A 16,970-nucleotide genomic window follows, 5' to 3' on the forward strand; every position below is an offset into this window, starting at 1 on the left:
GGCGTCGAAAGTGCGTCGCGCTCAGGCGTGACGGGCGCGTTCGACGAGGTCGCTGAACAATCGCACTTGCTGCGCATCGGTGTCGAAGGTGTCCTCCGGGTGCCATTGCACCGCGACGATGCTGGCCCCCGCGCCCACAAGGCCTGACTCGCGCTCGCTCGCCGAGGTGCCTGCCGCCACAGCGTCGGTCGTCGGGTCGAGTTCGACGGCTTCCGTCGTCCCGTCATCGGCACGCGCGACGACCCGCCAGCCGGGCGCGACGTCCCGTAGGCACTGGTGGTGGTAGCAGCTGGCCTTGACGGTCGGCCCGCCGAGCACCTGCGCGAGGCGAGACGACGGGTCGAGCTCGACGTCCTCGACGCGATGACGGTGCGCCGACACGCCGAGCTCGTCGTCCATGTCGAAGTGCAACGTGCCCCCCAAGGCCACGTTGAGCAACTGCATGCCACGACAGATCGCGAGCGCCGGCACGGCCCGTCCGACGATGACGCGGGCGAGTGCGAAGTCGAACGCGTCCTGTTCGACGTCGACGTCGTAGTGGGTGTCGTGCATCGCTTCGCCTGTCCAGACGGGCGAGATGTCGCCACCACCGGGCAGGAGGATGCCATCGGCGAAGGCCACGCGTTCGGCGACCTGGTCGACGAACGCGTCTGGAATACCGGCGAATCCACGCGTTGGGTCGACGAGTGCGTCGGGAGCCCCGCGCTCGGTGCCGTCATCGCCCCCAGCGGTCATCGGCTCGGCGATCGGGGCAACGGGGTGGATGACGACCGGCTCGCCCCCCGCCGCCCAGACGGCGTCCATGAGCGCGCGCGCCATGACATCTGCGCCGTAGCGCAGAGCTGACGCGGACGCGGAGAACCGCGCCGGCATCGCGATGATGGGTCGACTCACGCCGTCACCCGCCTTGTCTTCGTCGTCATCGTCATCACCTCACAGTTCTCCCCGGGGTGCGTTTCGACACCACGTGGGGAGACTTCGCCACGAACAACTCCCACATCGTGCGTATCAACACCGAGTGGGGAGAACTCGCCACGAACAGCTCCTACTCGTGGCGTGATTGCACCGAGTGGGACATCATTCCGCGCCGCCCCCGCCGGTCGTGTCGCACCGAGCGGTGCGGCTGAGCCTGCGAAGCCACACCGCCGGAAGCCGCGCCAGAAGGTGCGAGCATCACGGCTGCGGAGGCATCGGCTTTCGGATACCGCGGAACTCCCAGTCGCCACCCTGGGCGGTGGAGAGAACTTCCTCGGACTCGGTCACCTGAGCGCCGACGTCGGTGCGGATCGGCGTCGGCCCCGTGACGATGTGGTTGCGCAGCGTGCCGAGACCCTCGACCTCGACCTCGACGACGTCACCCGGGTACACAGTGCGCGAGATGGCGGGCGTGCCGGACAGCAGCAGGTCGCCGGGCTGCAGCGTGATGGTGCGGGCGATGTCGGCGACGAGGTAGTGCATGTTCCACTCCATCTCGTCGGTCGTGCCGTCCTGCTTCACCTCACCGTTGACGAGGGTGCGGATGCGCTTGCCGCGAAAATCCCAGCCCTCGACGACGCCGGGGCCGACGGGGCAGAGCGTGTCGGCACCCTTGACGCGCAGCATCGAACCGGAGTCGGTGTCGCGGAAGTCGTGCAGGCCGTAGTCGTTGGCGACGGTGTAGCCGCGGATGTAGTCGCCGGCCTCGTCGGGCGAGATGTTGCGGCACGTCTTGCCGATGACGATGGCGATCTCGCCCTCGTAGTTGAGCCACTTGCAACCCTCGGGGCGCACGACGGCACCCTCGTGCGTGTTGAGCGCGGAGACGGGCTTGTGGAAGTACGTCGGCGCCTTCGGCAGCGTCGTCATCATCTCGTCGACGCGGCTGCGGTAGTTGAGGTGCACGCAGACAATCTTGCTCGGCGTCACGGGCGGCAGGTGCGTCGCGTCGGCGATGGCGACGCGACGACCGTCGCCGGCGACGAGGTCGTCACCGTCGACGACGACGTCGACGGGGTTGCCGTCCAGCAGGATGCGACGGAATTCCTTGGTGGCCATGGTGATTACTCCTCGAAGTTTTCGGGTGGTCAGCCGGCGGCCGGGACGTCGGGGATGTGTTGCGGGCCCGCCTCAGCAGCCGCCGAGGCAGCCTTCTGGCGCAGGACGTCGTCGTCGATGACGGTACGGTGCGGCGCGGGGAAGCCACCGTCGGGCTGGTCGAACCACAGGTGCACCTGGCCAGTACCGACGGAGTTCTCGTACTCGCCGTACTGACGCGACGGGGCGGTGCAGTCGCCTTCGCCGAGGGCACCGATCATCATGAGGTAGTGCCCGAATCGTGCTTCGGGCTTGTACCGGTAGAACTCGTCCATCGTGTCGAGGACGCGCGCGTGATCGCCGTTCGCGAACCATTCCATGCGCTGCAGGTCGGCCTGGCACGCCTCCTGCGAGAAGATGTGCTCGCTGCCGGCGGCCTCGTGGTCGCGCAGCTTGCGCAGCGGCCAGAACGTGTGGCTGAGCGCGCCGGAGGCGATGAGCAGCACCTTGCGGTCGCTCTCGCGGATGGCGTCACCGAGCGCGCGGCCGAGGCGCAGGTTGTCCTCCGTGTCGGCTGTTTGGCACACGCCGATGGAGATCCACTTCTTGTCGTCGAGGCCCTTGCCGAGGTACTCCCACATGTTCGTCGTCGCGTAGAAGATCGGCAGCGAGTGGTCGTCGATCGCGGTGATCCACGTGCCGTGCTCGTCGGCCTTGCTCGCGATGAGGTGCGCGAGCTCCGGGTCGCCGGGGAAGTCGTAGTGACGGCGCGTCATGCCGCGCGGCAACTCCTCCGACGTGAACAGCCCCGAGCGGCGATCCTGCGCCGTGACGACGAACTCGACGGTGGTCGCCCAGTGGCTGTCGAGTACGACGACGGTGTCGTAGTCGAGCACGTCGAACACCTCGCGCCGCAACTGCTGGAGCCCGGCGACGAGCGTCGTGTCCTCGCCGTTGTTGAGGCTGCGCCGCACGTCCTCGGGCAGCATGATCGTCGGCACGTGCGCCAGCTGACCGGCGCCTACCACTTCACCCATGTCCGTCTCCTTCGTTCATCGTCGTTTCTCGTCACTGACCTGCCCAAGGCCCGCCATCCTCTGCGTGCACGTGCACCCAGGTGCCCCGCACGCAAAGGATGTGCGGCGGGCACCTGCGAGCAGTGCCGCCAAATTTCTCGGCCATTCAGTTGTTCAGCGACTCGATCGTTCAGTTGCTCGGCGCGAAGACGGAGTTCTTCACGTCGCAGTAGAAGTCGAAACTCCAGATGCCGCCCTCGCGGCCGATACCGGACTGGCCGCTGCCACCGAACGGCGCGCCGAGGTCGCGGACGAAGAAGCAGTTGACCCAGACGGTGCCCGCGCGCAGTTGCGCCGAAACGCGTTCTGCCCGCTCGGGGTCCGACGTCACGAGCGTCGCGGCGAGGCCGAAGCGCGTGTCGTTCGCCATCGCGACGCCGGCCTCGTCACCGTCGAACGTCTCGATCGTGAGGACGGGGCCGAAGACCTCCTCGGTGAGGATCTCCGAGCCCTCGGGGCAGTCGGCGAGGATCGTCGGCGAGTAGAACAGGCCGCCCAGCTCGTCGTTCGGCCCCCCACCCATGAGGACGCGCGCGCCGTCGGCCTTGGCGCGCTGCACGAAACCGTCGACGGTGTCGAAGTGCTTGCGCGTGATGAGTGCGGAGAGGTCGCTCGTCAGGTCGCGCGGGTCGCCCTGCTTGAGCGTGCGAGCCTTGTCGAGCACGCGCTGCGTGAACTCCTCGACGATCTTGGCGTCGACGAGCAGACGCGCGCCCTTGAGGCAGACCTGCCCGGCGTTGTCGAACTGCTCGACGGCGATGTCGACGGCCAGATCCATGTCGGCGTCGTCGAGCACGAGCAGCGGCGACTTGCCGCCCAGCTCGAACGACAACGGGACGATGTTCGGCGCGGCCGCAGCGGCGATGACGCCGGCCGTCGGGACGGAGCCGGTGAAGCACAGCCGGTTGATACCGGGGTGACGCGTCAGTGGGGCGCCCGCGTCGACGCCCGTGCCCTGCACTACGTTGAACACACCGTCGGGCAGGCCCGCGTCACGCATGATGTCGGCGAGCAGCGACGCCGTCAGCGGCGCCCACTCCGGCGGTTTGACGATGACGGTGTTGCCCGCCGCGAGCGCCGGGCCGATGCGCCAGGTCGCGAGCATGAGCGGCGCGTTCCACGGCGTGATGATGGCGACGACGCCGGCCGGGTCATACGTGATGCGTTCGCGGTGGCCGCGCCCGGGCACCGTCATGTCGGGGTGGGCGAGGTCGTTCTCGAGGTAGTCGGCGAAGAAGCGGAAGTTCATCGTGACGCGCGGCATGACGCCGCGCAGGTGGCTGCGCAGCAGCGCGCCGTTGTCGCGCGTCTCGACGTGCGCGAGCTCCTCGACACGCGCCTCGACGCCGTCGGCGACATTGCGCAGCAGCGCCGCGCGCTCCGCGACCGGCATGCCGGCCCATGCCGGAAAGGCCTTGCGCGCAGCAGCGACGGCAGCGTCGACCTCGGCCTCGGCGCCTGCGCTGATCTCGCCGATGACGCTCTCGTCGATCGGGGAGACGTCGGTGAACGTCGCACCGTCAGCGCTGGTGACGCGCTCGCCACCGATCCAGTGACGCGTATCGACCTCGACCCCCTCGACGGTGATCTTCTCGGGCTGCGGCGCGGTGACCATGACGCTCCTCGCAAGGTTGGCTGGTGCGGTGATGCGCATCACACTACCAATCGTTCGGGCCCAAACGGACATCCTACGGCGAGATCAAATCGTCATCTGATCCTCGTGTGTCTCAGATCACATCATGGGTTACCGTGACCCCCGAGGCGAGATCGTTCGCCCCCGAACGAAAGGCCCGGCATGGCAACTCCCACGTCGTCTCCCGACATGAGTCCGCACGCAGATTCCGACATCCCACACACCGAGCACCGCCTGCGTTCCGGGCGCCTCGGGGTCATCGCGATCGCGTTCATCGTCGTCTCCGCCGCCGCGCCCCTGACGGCGATGGCCGGCGGCGCGCCCGTCGCGATGCTCGTCGGCAACGGGCGAGGCATTCCGTTCGCGTACCTCATCGTCAGCGCCATGCTGCTGCTGTTCGCCGTCGGCTACACCGCGATGGCACGTCACCACACGAGCACGGGCGCGTTCTACGCGTACGTCGCGCGCGGCCTCGGCCAGCATGCCGGCGGCGCTGCGGCGTGGATCGCGCTGCTCGGTTACAACGCCATGCAGATCGGCCTCTACGGCCTCTTCGGCTCGGCCACCGCCAGCTTCTGCGCGGACAACCTCGGCTTCGACCCGCCGTGGTGGGCGTGCGCGTTCGTCGCGTGGGCCGTCATCGCGCTGCTCGGCTACCGCCAGGTCGATCTGTCCGTCAAGGTGCTCGGCGTCCTCGTCGCCGCGGAATTCCTCATCGTCCTCCTGCTCGACGGCGCCATCATCGGCAAGGGTGGGGAGGGCGGCCACGGCGGTGTCGCATCGCACCTGGCCTGGGATTCGTTCAGCTTCGACGCCCTGACAAGCGGTTCGCTCGCCATCGCACTGCTGTTCAACTCGGCGAGCTACATCGGGTTCGAGTCGACGACGATCTACTCGGAGGAGGCGAAGGATCCGCGTCGCACCGTGCCGCGTGCGACGTACCTCGCCGTCGCCGTCATCGGTGTCTTCTACTCGATCACGACGTTCCTCATGGTGAGCGCGCAGGGCGGTTCGACGCTCGTCGAGCACCTCGGCGGCCTCAAGCCGGACCCGACGGTCTTCCTCTTCGAACTGGGCGATACCTACCTCGGTTCGAGCGCGACGAAGGTGATGTCGCTGCTGTTCGCGACATCCGTCTTCGCGGCGCTGCTCGCGTTCCACAACGCCGTCGCGCGCTACCTGTTCGCCCTCGGACGCGAGGGGCTCGTGCCCGCCCGCCTCGGCCACACGCACACGGTGCACCTGTCGCCGCACATGGGCTCGATCAGCCAGACGGTGCTCGCCGCCGTCGTCCTGACGATCTTCGTCGTCACCGACAAGGATCCCGTGCTCGCCCTGTTCACCTGGCTGACGCAGCTCGGCACGCTCGCCATCCTGTTCCTCATGGCGTTCGCGTCGCTCGCCGTGGTCGTGTTCTTCGCGAAGTACCGGGGCGCACGAGGCAAGGCCGCAGCCGACGACGCGGTGACGGGTGACGTCGCCACCGCCGGCACCGGCCTCGGCGGGCTCTGGCGCACCCTCGTCGCGCCCGCGCTCTCGGCCGTGTTCATGGGCGGCGTCGCTGCGTATGCCGCATCGCAGTTCGGCAACCTCATCGGAGACCCGAACAGCGCCCTCGCGTGGCAGCTGCCCGCGCTCATCGGCGTCGCCGTCGTCATCGGTGTCATCTCGTCGTTCGTCCTCAAGGCCCGCGCGCCGCAGCAGTGGGCGCTCATGGGCATGGACCGCGTCAAGACGACCGACGGCGCAACAGAGATCGACGGGACGTCGGCGGCACCGACGCCCTGAACGACCCGCGACGCAGCGCGCCCACCTCGTCACTCGATGGGGTGGGCGCGCTGCGTTCTGAGGCGCCCGGTTCGAGCGCGACGGACGTCAGTTCAGCTGCCAGATGACGGCTTCGTCCGCCTCGGCTGCCTTGGCGTAGAACTCGCGCAGCTCGGCGTCGTAGGGCATGACGTACACGTCGAGCACGTCGTCCTCGTCCCAGATATCCGGGTAGATCTCGTCGCGCGTGAACTTCTTCGCGTCGTAGCCCTTGCGCAGGATGCTCGGCGTGATGCGGCCCATCGCGGCGGCGATCGCCGTCACCCGCGCGGGCGTCACGTGGCCGACGACGACATCCTCGGAGTCAGGCACCCGCCCCTCCGAGATCGGGCTCGGAGCGTGCGCCTGCTTGTAGAGGCGCTCGAGCGCATGCCAGGCCTTGTCGACATCGAGCATGCGCTCGTCGTCGAACTTCTCGAGCGTCTCGAGCGCCTGCAGGGGCGCGTCACCCGTCGACGTGAGGTCAGTGACGAGTCGCTGCGCCTCGGTATCGTCCATGCGGTAGGCCGTCCAGATCATTCCCATGGGCCCGACGGTACTGCCCACGCCCCCCGCGTGTCAGCGCCGCCGTCAGCCGCGGCTGGCAGACTGGGAGCGAACACGGCACGCCCGGGCGCCCCGGGCCCTTCGAAAGGCTGACGATGTCGCACGAGATCACCTGGAAGTCCGTCCACGACGAGCGCGAGTCGCTGCTCGAGGATCTCGCGGGGCTGAGTGACGCGCAGTGGCGCGCCCCGTCGCTGTGCGAGGACTGGAGCGTGCAGCAGGTTGTCGCGCACCTCGCGTCGTCGGCGCGCACGTCGAAGGCGAGCGCCGCGAAGCAGATGCTGACGCACAAGGGCAACGTCCAGGCCGTCATCGACGCCGGCGTTGCGCGTTTCTCTGGTGGCACACCCGCCGAGACGCTCGAGGCCTTCCGCGAGTCGATGCACGAGCGCGTGGCGCCGTTCTCCGCGGAGGCCGCGCTCGGCGAGGTCGTCGTGCACGCCGAGGACATCCGCCGCGCGCTCGACATCGAACACACCTACCCCGCCGAGACGCTGCGTCAGCTCGCCGACCACTACAAGGACGCGGGCCTCGGCATGGGCGCGGGCGACCGCATCAAGGGTCTGCACCTCATGGCCACCGACCAGAAGTGGGAGACGGGCAAGGGCGACGTCGTCTCGGGGCCGATCATCGCGCTCATCATGACGATGCTCGGACGCACCGCCTACCTCGACGACCTGTCCGGCGACGGCGTCGAGACGTACCGCGCGCGCCTGACGCGCTGACGCTCCCCCGTGTTGCCCGGGATTCGAGGCGCGGGTGCCTCGGTTCCCGGGCAACATCGGGCGGTGGACCCATGACACATCTCATGGGTGATTCGTGACGGTCGGCCGCGTGAGGCGACGAACGGCGCGCCGAGACTGGAGTCATGAACGCCTCACCGAACTCGACGGCTCAGAAGTTGCTCGCGATCTCCGGTCCGCTGGCTCTCATCGTGTTTTTGGTGCTCGGCCTCGTGTTCCACGCGTGGGCGATCGCGTGGGTAGCCTTCCTCGTACCGGGGATGATTCGGACGTGGATGGCCGTCGAGGCCCCGAAGGAGCAGCACGGTTACGGCATCGGCGCGGACGATGAACCCAAGCCCTACCCCTACTCCGGCGATTCTGGGTCCGCGCCGCCGGCGCCGCGTCAGTAGCGCGACGTCGTCGGCGTGCCGGCCTGCGGCATGAGCGGGCGCGCCGCGCTCTCGGGGACGATCTGCTTGCCCAGCGGGAACAGTGCGAGCGGGATCATCTTGAGGTTCGCCCAGGCGAGGGGCAGACCGATGATCGTGACGGCGAGGGCGATGGCTGTGCCGATGTGCGCGATGGCGATCCAGATGCCCGCGAGCACGAACCAGATGATGTTGCCGATCATCGACCCGACGCCCGCTGTCGGCTTGTCGACGTACGTGCGCCCGAACGGCCACACGGCGAAGTTGGCGATGCGGAACGACGCGACGCCGAACGGGATCGTCACGATGAGAATGCACATGATGAGCCCGGCGAGCATGTAGCTCAACCACAACCACACCCCGGCGAACACGAACCAGATGATGTTGAGCAACGTCTTCATTGTTCTCCCCGTGTCGTCGAACCCGGGTGGTGTCGATACGACCTCCACAGCCTATCCAGATGACCTGAATCGCTCCTGGGTCGCCTCACATGCCACCTCAGCAGGGTGCGCCAGACGTGTTCGAGGCAGGCCGTCGCCAGACGGCGGGTGTCGACGTCGTCACCGCGACGAGGCCCGCACGCTGCAGGATGGGGCGCGAGTACTCGGTGCAGTCGACCTGCAGCAGCGCCTTTCCGCGCGTCTTGGCCGCTCGGGCGCGCTGCGCCGCGAGCACACGATAGAGGCCTCGCCCGCGATGACGTTCGTCGCACGCGCCACCCCACAGGGCCGCGAAGTCGGTGTCGTCCACGAAATCGACCCGCCCCGAGCACACGATGTCGCCTGCCGAGTCGCGCACGAACCACATCTCGAAGCTTTCCGGATCGCGCCTCATGCGCTCGACGAGTTCGTCGCCCTGACGTCGGCTGCGCTCGGGGGAATCGCCGAAGACGCGCCCGGCGAGGCCTTCGGCGTCACGCATCGCCTGCTCGGTGGTGGCGCGTTCGAGCGTGTACCCGGCGGGCAGGCCCTCGTCGGCGGCGATGACGTCGTCGACCGACCCGACCATGACCGTCTCGGGCTCTTCCAGTTCGAATCCGCGCGCCTCGAGCCGCTGGAGCAGCCGCGGCAGGACGTCGTGGCCGCGCGTCTTCCATTCGAAGTGGTCGACGCGCTCGTCGGCCTCGAAATGGCTGACGACGGCGTCGATGAGTTCGTCGAGCCCGCCATCCATGACGAACGGGTCGTAGGTGACGAATCCGCGCCGCCGGCCCGGGAACGTCGCAGCGAACACCGGGCCGATCGGCGTCACCTCGTCGGCGTCGGCCACCTCCGCCCGACCGCGCAGCTGAGAGTCGTACAGGTCGCGAAACGCCTCAGGGTTCATGGGGTGAATCTCGCAGCCCGGCGCCCCACGCCACAACTGAATTTCTCGACCGACGCGTCGTGTAGATCGCTTTGAGCTGCTCGCGCCCCACCCGGTATCCGCCAGGTGGGGCGTGAGAAGCGTGACCAGCTCGTGTCGCACCGAGCGGATGGGGTGAGCTTGTGAACCCCTTCCGCCGGAAGAAACAGCGATCGCGCCTGGGAAGCCGGAAGACGCTCTGTGTAATTGTGGTGGCAGTTGATGCGTTCCTGTTCGATGACGGGTTCGCCAGCCCATTCGCTGTACTGGCGGACGACGCGGTCCATCATTTCTTCGCGGTTGAGCAGGGCGAAGTGCTGTGCCCACTCGAGTTCGCGGATGCCGGAGTGCCGCAGCATCCCGAGGACACGAGCGCAGCGAGGCCCGCAGGGCTGCGTCGCGGCGCGACCGGGAGTAGGCGTCGAACTGGGGTGTGCCCTGGACGAGGTATGCGAGGTCGCGGTCGGGCAGGTCGATCCAGTTCGTCGCGCAGTAGTCGGTCGCCGTCTTGATGTGGTGCTGGGCGATCTTGTTGCCGACGCCGCGCGAACCGGAGTGCAGGAACAGCCAGACGCGGTCGTCCTCGTCGAGGGAGATCTCGATGAAGTGGTTGCCCGAGCCCAGCGAGCCGAGCTGTAGCGTCCAGTTCTTCGCGTACGTCGCGGGGTCGAACCCGGCGTCGGCGGCCATGGCGCTGAGTTCGTCGAGGCGCGTGCGCGTGTGGTCGCGGCTGATCGTGCGGTTCACTCCCCCGGCCGACAGCGGGATGGCGCGCTCGATCGCCTGACGTACGGGCGCACGGTCGACGGGCAGGTCGGTGGCGGTGTGCTGCGTGCGCACCGCGATCATGCCGCAGCCGATGTCGACGCCGACGGCGGCGGGTATGACGGAGTGCCGCAGCAACCCGAGGACATGAGCGCAGCGAGGCCCGCAGGGCTGCGTCGCGGCGCGACCTAAGACATCGCGCCGAGCGTCGGGATGACGGAGCCGACGGTGGCGCCGCGACCGAGGTGAGCGTCGGGCATGAGCGCGAGGTGCGGGAAGATGAATGGCATCGACGCCGTCGTCAGGGCCTGTTCGCGGGTCGATTCCTCGAGGATCGAGGCCCAGTTGTACAGCTTCGCGTTGATTCGCTCCATGGTGTTCTCCTTGCGTGTTCGCCTGCGCCGCATGGAGATACGGAGCAGACGTCAGGTCGTTCGGGCCGAGGGTTCGTCCGATGCCGGCGGCTTCGGGGGGCCCTGCGACGCAGATGCTTCGGGTGCGGTGAGGCGCGCGTTGCCTGCGTCGTCGACGTCCGCAGGCTTTGTTGCCGTCAAGGTGTAGGTCGCGGCGAGCCGCGCGGGATTCTCGGCGAGCTGCCACTCGTTCGGTTCGATCTCGACCATCTGGCCGGGCAGCGCGTTCCACGGGACGCTCTGGTGCTCGACGAGTGCGTCGAGTCGGAGCCCGGCGTTCAGCAGTGCCGTGACGACCTCGCCGAGCCCGTGATTCCATTCGTGCGTGACGTTCGCGGTGAACTCGTGGCCGGTCTCGACGTAGGTGCCCCCGTCGTCGAACACGAGTGGTTGCTCCTGCTCGAAGTAGGGGAACTCCACGGCAGGGGTGGTGAATTCGTCATCGCGCAGGGTGCGTTTCGCGGTGGCTGGGTGGTCGCCCATCGCCCAAAGCATCGGGTGGCCTTCGCGGATGAACAGTCGCCCGCCGGGCTTGAGCAGCGCCTCGACGACCTGGGCCCAGCGTTCGATGCTGGGCAGCCAACACAGCGCGCCGATGCCGGTGTAGACGAGGTCGAACTGCCTGCCGCCCAGGGCTTCCGGCGCCGAGTAGACGTCGGATTCGACGTACTCGATGTCGCCATGTCCGGCTGCAGCGGCGATGCGCCGGGCCTCTTCCAACGACTTCGGCGACAGGTCGACACCCGTGACGCGCTGCGCGCCAAGCCGTTTCAGCGACAACGTGTCGGTGCCGATGTGGCACTGGAGGTGGACGACGTCAAGCCCGTCGAGCGATCCGAGCCCCGGCGCACGCTCCACGTCGAACCGGACGACACGGCTGATGGCGTCGGGGTGGTCGATGAAGTGCTGCACCGAATAGTCGGGGCTTGCGGCATGGGCGACGGCACGGTCATCCCAGTTGGCCTTGTTGACGCGCAGGTACTCCTCACTACCAGCCGTCGCCGTCGGCGACGTGGCTGCGGTCGAGAGCTGCGTGTCGTTCATGACGTCGAGTCTGCCGTGACCTGACGAACCACGCCACCGATTTCTTCGTCATGGTCAACCGCAGCGGGCCCACTTATGCAACGTCGCACCGTGATGATGTCGGCGCGGTCGCCGAATTGGAGGAAACCTCCAAACGAGACCGTCCAGAGTTGGTGCGTCTCTTGGCGAAGTCGCACCACGCAGTGCGCTTCGATGGTGAGGTACCCACCACCTGCGCGAAAGGCTCATGATGCCGAGGACCGCCACACCGACGTCCGCCGACACCACCGTCCGCGAGGAGGTCGGCATCCAGTTCCCGGCCGGATCCGACCGCACGCGCCCGACGACGCCGACCGTCAAGGCCATCGTCGCGGAAGCGGTGCGCAACAGCGACCCCGCACTGGCGAGCCGAGTCGAGGCCGACACGTCGTGGCGTCAGGGCTACGTCGGCGCGATGCGCGAACTCACCGTCCGCACCGCTGCCGATGACGATGCAGCGACGACGATCGCCCGCGACGGCCTCGCCGCGGCGCGCGCCCATCTCGTCCACGTTGCCAACGACGGCACGCAGACACCGCTCGCCGACCTCGACGTCGACGCCGTCGTCGATGCCGCCCGCGGCACGTTCGGCACCCACACCGTGGACGGCACCGCCGAGCCTCGTCAGGAACTCGCCATCCCCTACCAGGGGCGCATGCTGAGCGGCCACGATCTCGAACGCCAACTCGCGGCGTGGGTGCACAAGGGCATCGTGGAGCAGTCGTGCGCGGACGCCGTCATGCGTGTCGTCGCGCACCCGGAGTGGCTGAGCCTGCCTGGCCACGTCGTCGCCGACATCGGCGCCGGCGCCGAGATGGGGCCGCTCGAGATGCTGTCGAGCTGGGGCGCACGCATCCTCGCGATCGACATCCCCCGCGTCAGCGAGCGCCTCGAGAAGATGGCGCGCGACGGTGCGGACCACGTCAGCCTGCCGACGAAGGACGGCGAGACGGGCGCCGACATCACGCGCGACACCGCGGCCGTCGCTGCGTGGATCGACGAGCAGGCGGGTGACGACACCATCGTCCTCGGCATGCACGCCTATGCCGATTCGGGCATGCACATCCGCCTGACGCTCGCCGGCGACCTCATCGCCACCTGGCTGCAGGAGCGCCGCCCGACGACGGTGCTCGCCTATCTCGCGACGCCGACCGACGCGTTCGTCGTACCCCAGGAGATCATCGACGCCGCCCGCTCGAGGTGGTCACGCCACGGCAGCAAGGGTTTCGCGAAGCGCGCGCTGCGCACCGCGTCACGCGGCCAACTGTTCACCGAGCCCTACCCGAAGGGCTCGCGCGTCACCGACTGCATCATCGCCCAGCAGGGCCCCAACTACGCCGTCGCGAAGCGCCTGCAGCGCTGGCGCGCCGTCGCCTCGGAGGCTGACGGGCGCCGCGTCTCGTTCAACGTCGCACCCGCGACGTTCACCCGGTCGGTGACGAAGAACACCGCCCTCAAGGCCGCCTACGCCGGCGCGCACCACTTCGGTGTCGAGGTCTTCGCCGCCGAGACGAGCCGCGCGCTCATGGCGGCGTTGCTCGTCCACGACGTCATGCGTGACGACCTCGCCCCCGGTGCCGCGCCTCAGCGCGCCCACGCCGAAGAACTCTTCAGCGACGGCGCCGCACACGGTGGCTTGTGGCGCACGGCCTGGGCACCCCGCTCGGCCCTCGGCGTCGCGGCCGCTCTCGGCGCCCCCAAGGCGCTGCGCCGCAAGGCATAGCGACACACGTCTCGCCCGCCCGTCATATCGCCTCCTCGCGACCGCCGTCCGAGGGGGCGATGCGCGTTACGCTCGAAAGAGGGGAACACACGATTGCTCGAGCACCCCACGCAACCTGCGTGGGGGTTCATGCGTCCTCATACCGAGACCATCGTTCACGGAGAGGGGAAGTCGATGTTTGCGCCAGCCTTCATGTGCCCACACGCGCACCGCGTCACGACCTCCGCAACCGACGCCATGCCCACCCGCGGCCATGCCGAGAAGCCCAGCACAGCTGCCGGCATTCTCGCGCGCCACACCGCGAGCGAATGGATCGGCACGCAGGGCGGACAGCTGCGCCTGCGCGTCGTCGTCGAACATGTCACCGCCGCGCGACGCACGTTCACCTACGTGCTGCGCGTCGAGGGCACGAACGATCTCCTCGAGTGGTCGACTCAGCGCCGTTACGGCATCACCGAGGGTGAACGACTCGCCCTGTCCGGCCTCGTCAAGGCCCACACCACCCGCGACGCCACGCGCGTCACGGTGCTCCGCGACTGCTTCAACCCCTTGAGGATGACGTGATCTCCCTCCCCGTGACCATTCCGCGCATCGTGCGCGGCCAAGACCGCAAAGACGCCGACCAGCGCTACTCCGGCGTCGCCGCCGGCCCCGCCGAACGAGGCTCCGGCACGACGACGTCCGTCTCGTTCCTCGCCGACGTGGGCACCACCGTCGACGTCATCGCCCGCGTCGCCGGCACCACCCCGCCACGTGACGGCGACACCGCCGACGTCGTGCGCCACTGCTTCCGAACCGTCGACGACGGCCTCGCCCTGTGCTGCCCGCTGCCCGCCACCGAGCACCTGCGCCTCGGCTCCGTCATCCGCGTGCGCGGCGACGTCACCGAGCAGCGCACCCAGGGCAGCAACCACGTCACCGAGATCCGAGCCGAGGAGCTCGACCTGCTCGGGTGACGCCGCCCTTCCACTGACGGGCCACGCGCGAACCTGACGGCCCGCCTCGTCCGCGCGGCTCGACCACGCTCGCCGGTGGGGCCACGCGCGAGAAATCTCGCAACCCTACCCGACCGTCACGACACAGCACACACCACACACCACACACCACGACGACGGTGGGTGCCACCAGAGATTCGGGTGGCACCCACCGGCGTCGTCCTCAGCGCCCGGTCAACGGCCCCTGACGTGAGGTCGAGGTGACGTCAGTGCGCCGTCACTTCACGACCACGTCGTCGAAGACGAACGACGTCTGCGAGACCGAGTCCTCCGACGCGGTGAACTTGAGCGTCACCGTCTTGCCGGCGAAGGCCGACAGGTCGACCGTCTTCGCGACATAACCGCTCGCCGCGTCGAGGTTCGAGAAGGTCGACACCGTGCTCGTCGTCGTGCCGTTGATGACCTGGACCTTCGCGGTGTCGTACTTCGTGGAACGCGTCGTCTCGGCCGTGTCGACGTGCACGTAGTACGTCAGCTTGCCGCTCGCCGGCACCTTCACCGACTGCTGTTCGTACTCGGTGCTCGTCGAGCCGTTGCCGCCGAGCCACATCTTCCACGAACCGCCGTGCGCGGCCTGGCGCGCGTTGTTCGTGATGGGGCCGTCCGTGCCCGTCCAGCCCGTCTGACCCGCTTCGAAGTCACCGTTCGTCACCGCGTTGGTGCCGGGCGCCGGGGTGGGCGTCGGGGTCGGGGTCGGGTCCGTCGACGTCGAGCACGCAGCGGTGCCCTTGGGGACGTTGATCGCGTTGAACGCGCTCTCGACCGACTTGCAGACCTGGCTCGAACCGCCGTACAGCTCGACGGCCGACTTGATGGCGCCCTCACGAGCAGCCTTGTAGTTCGACGTCGACGTCAGCTTCGTCGACAGCGTGCGGTACCAGACCTTCTCGATGTCGGCGCGGCCGGCGCCCGTCACCGATGAGCTGTCGCAGGTGGAGCTGTTGTAGGAGACACCGTTGATCGTCTTCGCGCCCGAACCGTTCGAGGCGAGGAAGTACCAGTGGTTGAGCGGGCCCGACGAGTAGTGCGGGTCGGCGCTGCCGACGGACGAGGAGTAGCAGTCGTAGCTCGCACCGTCCTTGCTCGGCTTGTCCATGTAGCGCAGCGGCGTGCCGTCACCGTTGATGTCGATCTCCTCGCCGAGCAGGAAGTCCGGCTTGTCGGAGGCCAGGTTCGCGTACCACTCCACGCCCGTGCCGAAGATGTCGGATGTCGACTCGTTGAGGCCACCGGCGTCGCCCGAGTAGTCGAGACCGGCCGTGTTCTCCGTGACGCCGTGACTCATCTCGTGGCCGGCGACGTCGAGCTCCGTCAGCGGGTTCGCATTACGGTCACCGTCGCCGTACGTCATCTGAGTGCCGTCCCAGAACGCGTTGACGTAGTTGTTGTCGTAGTGGACGCGGCTGCGCGCACCGTTGCCGTTGTTCCAGATGCCGTTGCGGCCCATGACGCTCTTGTAGTAGTCGAACGTCGTGTCCGCACCGTACTGCGCGTCGACGCCGGCGCTCTGACGGTTCGAGTTCGACCCGTCGCCCCAGACGTTGTCGGCGTCCGTCATCGTCGTGCCGTTGATCTTCTGGTTGTTCGAGTCGGTCGTGTAGTTGCCCGTGTTCGGATTGCTCAGCTTGTACGAACCGCTCGAGCCGGAGGTGGTGAGCGTGACGTTCTTGTCGTAGATGCCGTTGCCCGTGGCGTGGGCGATCTCGTCGAACGAGGAGATGACGGCGCCGGTGTCGGCGTTGATGAACGAGCGGACGCGCGACGGCGTGCGGTCCTTCTGCATGCCGGTCGTCTTCACCATGTAGGCGAGCTGCTGCTTGCCGGCCTCGTCGACACGAATGACGAGGGTGCTGCCCGCGCCCTTGGCCGCATCGAGCCCCTCGCTCTTCTTGTGGGCCTTGGCGGCCGCGAGGCCCTTGGCCTCACCGGTGGCCTTGGGGATGGCGGGTGCGGTGTCGACGGTGATGGCGCCGTCGAACATGCCGTCGTGGCCGGTGACCTTGCCGGAGGCGTCACGGTGGATGACGAGGTCGCCACCGACGACGGGGATGCCCTTGAAGGTGCGGTCGACGCGCACGTGCGTCGAGCCGTCGGTGTCCTTGAGCACGTCCTTGATCTTGAAGGCGTTATCGGCGCTGAGACCGACGGCCTTGACGAGCGCCGCCGACTGCGACTGCGCGGAGCCGACGAGGCTCGAATGCGCCGATGCCGACTGGAACGACGCCTGCCGCGTCGCCGGGGAGTCGGCGGAGGCGCTCTGAGCGACGGCGGGGACGAGCGAGAAGGAGCAGGCCGCAGCGAAGGCGACGGTGAGGGTGGTGCGCTTCATGAGAATCGGTGTCTCCTCTGAGCGACCGGGGCGTGGGGCTCCGGCGGTGGGGCGGTGGGGTGACTCGTCAGCCCAAGGACTGTGAGTCAAG

General features: G+C 68.3%; 15 protein-coding genes and 1 pseudogene. 6 read left to right on the top strand and 10 right to left on the bottom strand.

The annotated features are described in order from the left end of the window. Positions 1-21 precede the first annotated feature (21 nt). The 4 genes from DYE07_RS07770 to DYE07_RS07785 form a co-directional block, all read right to left on the bottom strand. On the bottom strand, positions 22-894 hold the full coding sequence (locus DYE07_RS07770) for a gamma-glutamyl-gamma-aminobutyrate hydrolase family protein (RefSeq protein WP_115296695.1): 873 nt from the start codon (positions 892-894) through the stop codon (positions 22-24). A gap of 279 nt (positions 895-1,173) precedes the next feature. Then, positions 1,174-2,034, bottom strand: a complete 861-nt coding sequence (locus DYE07_RS07775) for a fumarylacetoacetate hydrolase family protein (RefSeq protein WP_115296696.1) — start codon at positions 2,032-2,034, stop codon at positions 1,174-1,176. A 29-nt stretch (positions 2,035-2,063) separates the two neighbouring features. Continuing rightward, positions 2,064-3,050 carry a DODA-type extradiol aromatic ring-opening family dioxygenase gene (locus DYE07_RS07780; protein ID WP_115296697.1) on the bottom strand — a complete coding sequence of 329 codons (987 nt, stop codon included), beginning with the start codon at positions 3,048-3,050 and terminating at the stop codon, positions 2,064-2,066. Between the two features lie 169 nt (positions 3,051-3,219). Next, complete coding sequence (locus tag DYE07_RS07785) at positions 3,220-4,704, bottom strand: aldehyde dehydrogenase (RefSeq protein ID WP_115296698.1); 1,485 nt, start codon at positions 4,702-4,704, stop codon at positions 3,220-3,222. Positions 4,705-4,911: 207 nt separating this feature from the next. Here DYE07_RS07785 and DYE07_RS07790 point away from each other — a divergent pair, with 207 nt between their 5' ends. After that, positions 4,912-6,510, top strand: a complete 1,599-nt coding sequence (locus DYE07_RS07790) for an APC family permease (protein WP_172462969.1) — start codon at positions 4,912-4,914, stop codon at positions 6,508-6,510. Positions 6,511-6,597: 87 nt separating this feature from the next. Here the strand turns inward: DYE07_RS07790 and DYE07_RS07795 are convergent, their stop codons facing one another. After that, positions 6,598-7,074, bottom strand: a complete 477-nt coding sequence (locus DYE07_RS07795) for a YfbM family protein (protein WP_083803280.1) — start codon at positions 7,072-7,074, stop codon at positions 6,598-6,600. A gap of 116 nt (positions 7,075-7,190) precedes the next feature. On the opposite strand from DYE07_RS07795, the gene DYE07_RS07800 reads away from it, so the two are divergent. Continuing rightward, complete coding sequence (locus DYE07_RS07800) at positions 7,191-7,820, top strand: maleylpyruvate isomerase family mycothiol-dependent enzyme (protein ID WP_006947091.1); 630 nt, start codon at positions 7,191-7,193, stop codon at positions 7,818-7,820. A gap of 143 nt (positions 7,821-7,963) precedes the next feature. Next, on the top strand, positions 7,964-8,230 hold the full coding sequence (locus tag DYE07_RS07805; protein WP_074045873.1) for a hypothetical protein: 267 nt from the start codon (positions 7,964-7,966) through the stop codon (positions 8,228-8,230). Here DYE07_RS07805 and DYE07_RS07810 read toward each other — a convergent pair. The 4 genes and pseudogenes from DYE07_RS07810 to DYE07_RS07825 all read right to left on the bottom strand — a co-directional run bounded on the left by DYE07_RS07810 (position 8,224) and on the right by DYE07_RS07825 (position 11,814). Beyond that, positions 8,224-8,649 carry a YccF domain-containing protein gene (locus DYE07_RS07810; protein WP_006946995.1) on the bottom strand — a complete coding sequence of 142 codons (426 nt, stop codon included), beginning with the start codon at positions 8,647-8,649 and terminating at the stop codon, positions 8,224-8,226. The genes DYE07_RS07805 and DYE07_RS07810 overlap by 7 nt on opposite strands. Before the next feature lie 97 nt (positions 8,650-8,746). Then, positions 8,747-9,574 carry a GNAT family N-acetyltransferase gene (locus DYE07_RS07815; RefSeq protein WP_040015055.1) on the bottom strand — a complete coding sequence of 276 codons (828 nt, stop codon included), beginning with the start codon at positions 9,572-9,574 and terminating at the stop codon, positions 8,747-8,749. A gap of 212 nt (positions 9,575-9,786) precedes the next feature. Further along, positions 9,787-10,731: pseudogene (locus tag DYE07_RS07820) on the bottom strand (RtcB family protein); the annotation flags it as partial. A gap of 51 nt (positions 10,732-10,782) precedes the next feature. After that, the gene (locus DYE07_RS07825; RefSeq protein ID WP_115296700.1) at positions 10,783-11,814 is read right to left on the bottom strand and encodes a class I SAM-dependent methyltransferase; all 1,032 of its coding nucleotides are present in this window, start codon (positions 11,812-11,814) and stop codon (positions 10,783-10,785) included. A gap of 226 nt (positions 11,815-12,040) precedes the next feature. On the opposite strand from DYE07_RS07825, the gene DYE07_RS07830 reads away from it, so the two are divergent. The 3 genes from DYE07_RS07830 to DYE07_RS07840 all read left to right on the top strand — a co-directional run bounded on the left by DYE07_RS07830 (position 12,041) and on the right by DYE07_RS07840 (position 14,511). Next, positions 12,041-13,555: an MDR/zinc-dependent alcohol dehydrogenase-like family protein gene (locus DYE07_RS07830; protein ID WP_115296701.1), complete on the top strand. Its 1,515-nt coding sequence runs from the start codon at positions 12,041-12,043 to the stop codon at positions 13,553-13,555. Between the two features lie 174 nt (positions 13,556-13,729). Beyond that, entirely contained in the window at positions 13,730-14,119 is a 390-nt protein-coding gene (locus tag DYE07_RS07835; RefSeq protein WP_147286902.1) for a hypothetical protein, read from the top strand. Further along, positions 14,116-14,511, top strand: coding sequence for a hypothetical protein (locus tag DYE07_RS07840; RefSeq protein ID WP_040015057.1), 396 nt, complete (start codon positions 14,116-14,118; stop codon positions 14,509-14,511). Before DYE07_RS07835 ends, DYE07_RS07840 begins: the two co-directional genes overlap by 4 nt. A gap of 256 nt (positions 14,512-14,767) precedes the next feature. Here DYE07_RS07840 and DYE07_RS07845 read toward each other — a convergent pair whose 3' ends face one another. Continuing rightward, entirely contained in the window at positions 14,768-16,879 is a 2,112-nt protein-coding gene (locus DYE07_RS07845; RefSeq protein ID WP_115296702.1) for a M4 family metallopeptidase, read from the bottom strand. Positions 16,880-16,970 lie beyond the last annotated feature (91 nt).

It is taken from the genome of Dermacoccus nishinomiyaensis, from assembly GCF_900447535.1.
In the GTDB taxonomy this organism is placed as follows: domain Bacteria; phylum Actinomycetota; class Actinomycetes; order Actinomycetales; family Dermatophilaceae; genus Dermacoccus; species Dermacoccus nishinomiyaensis.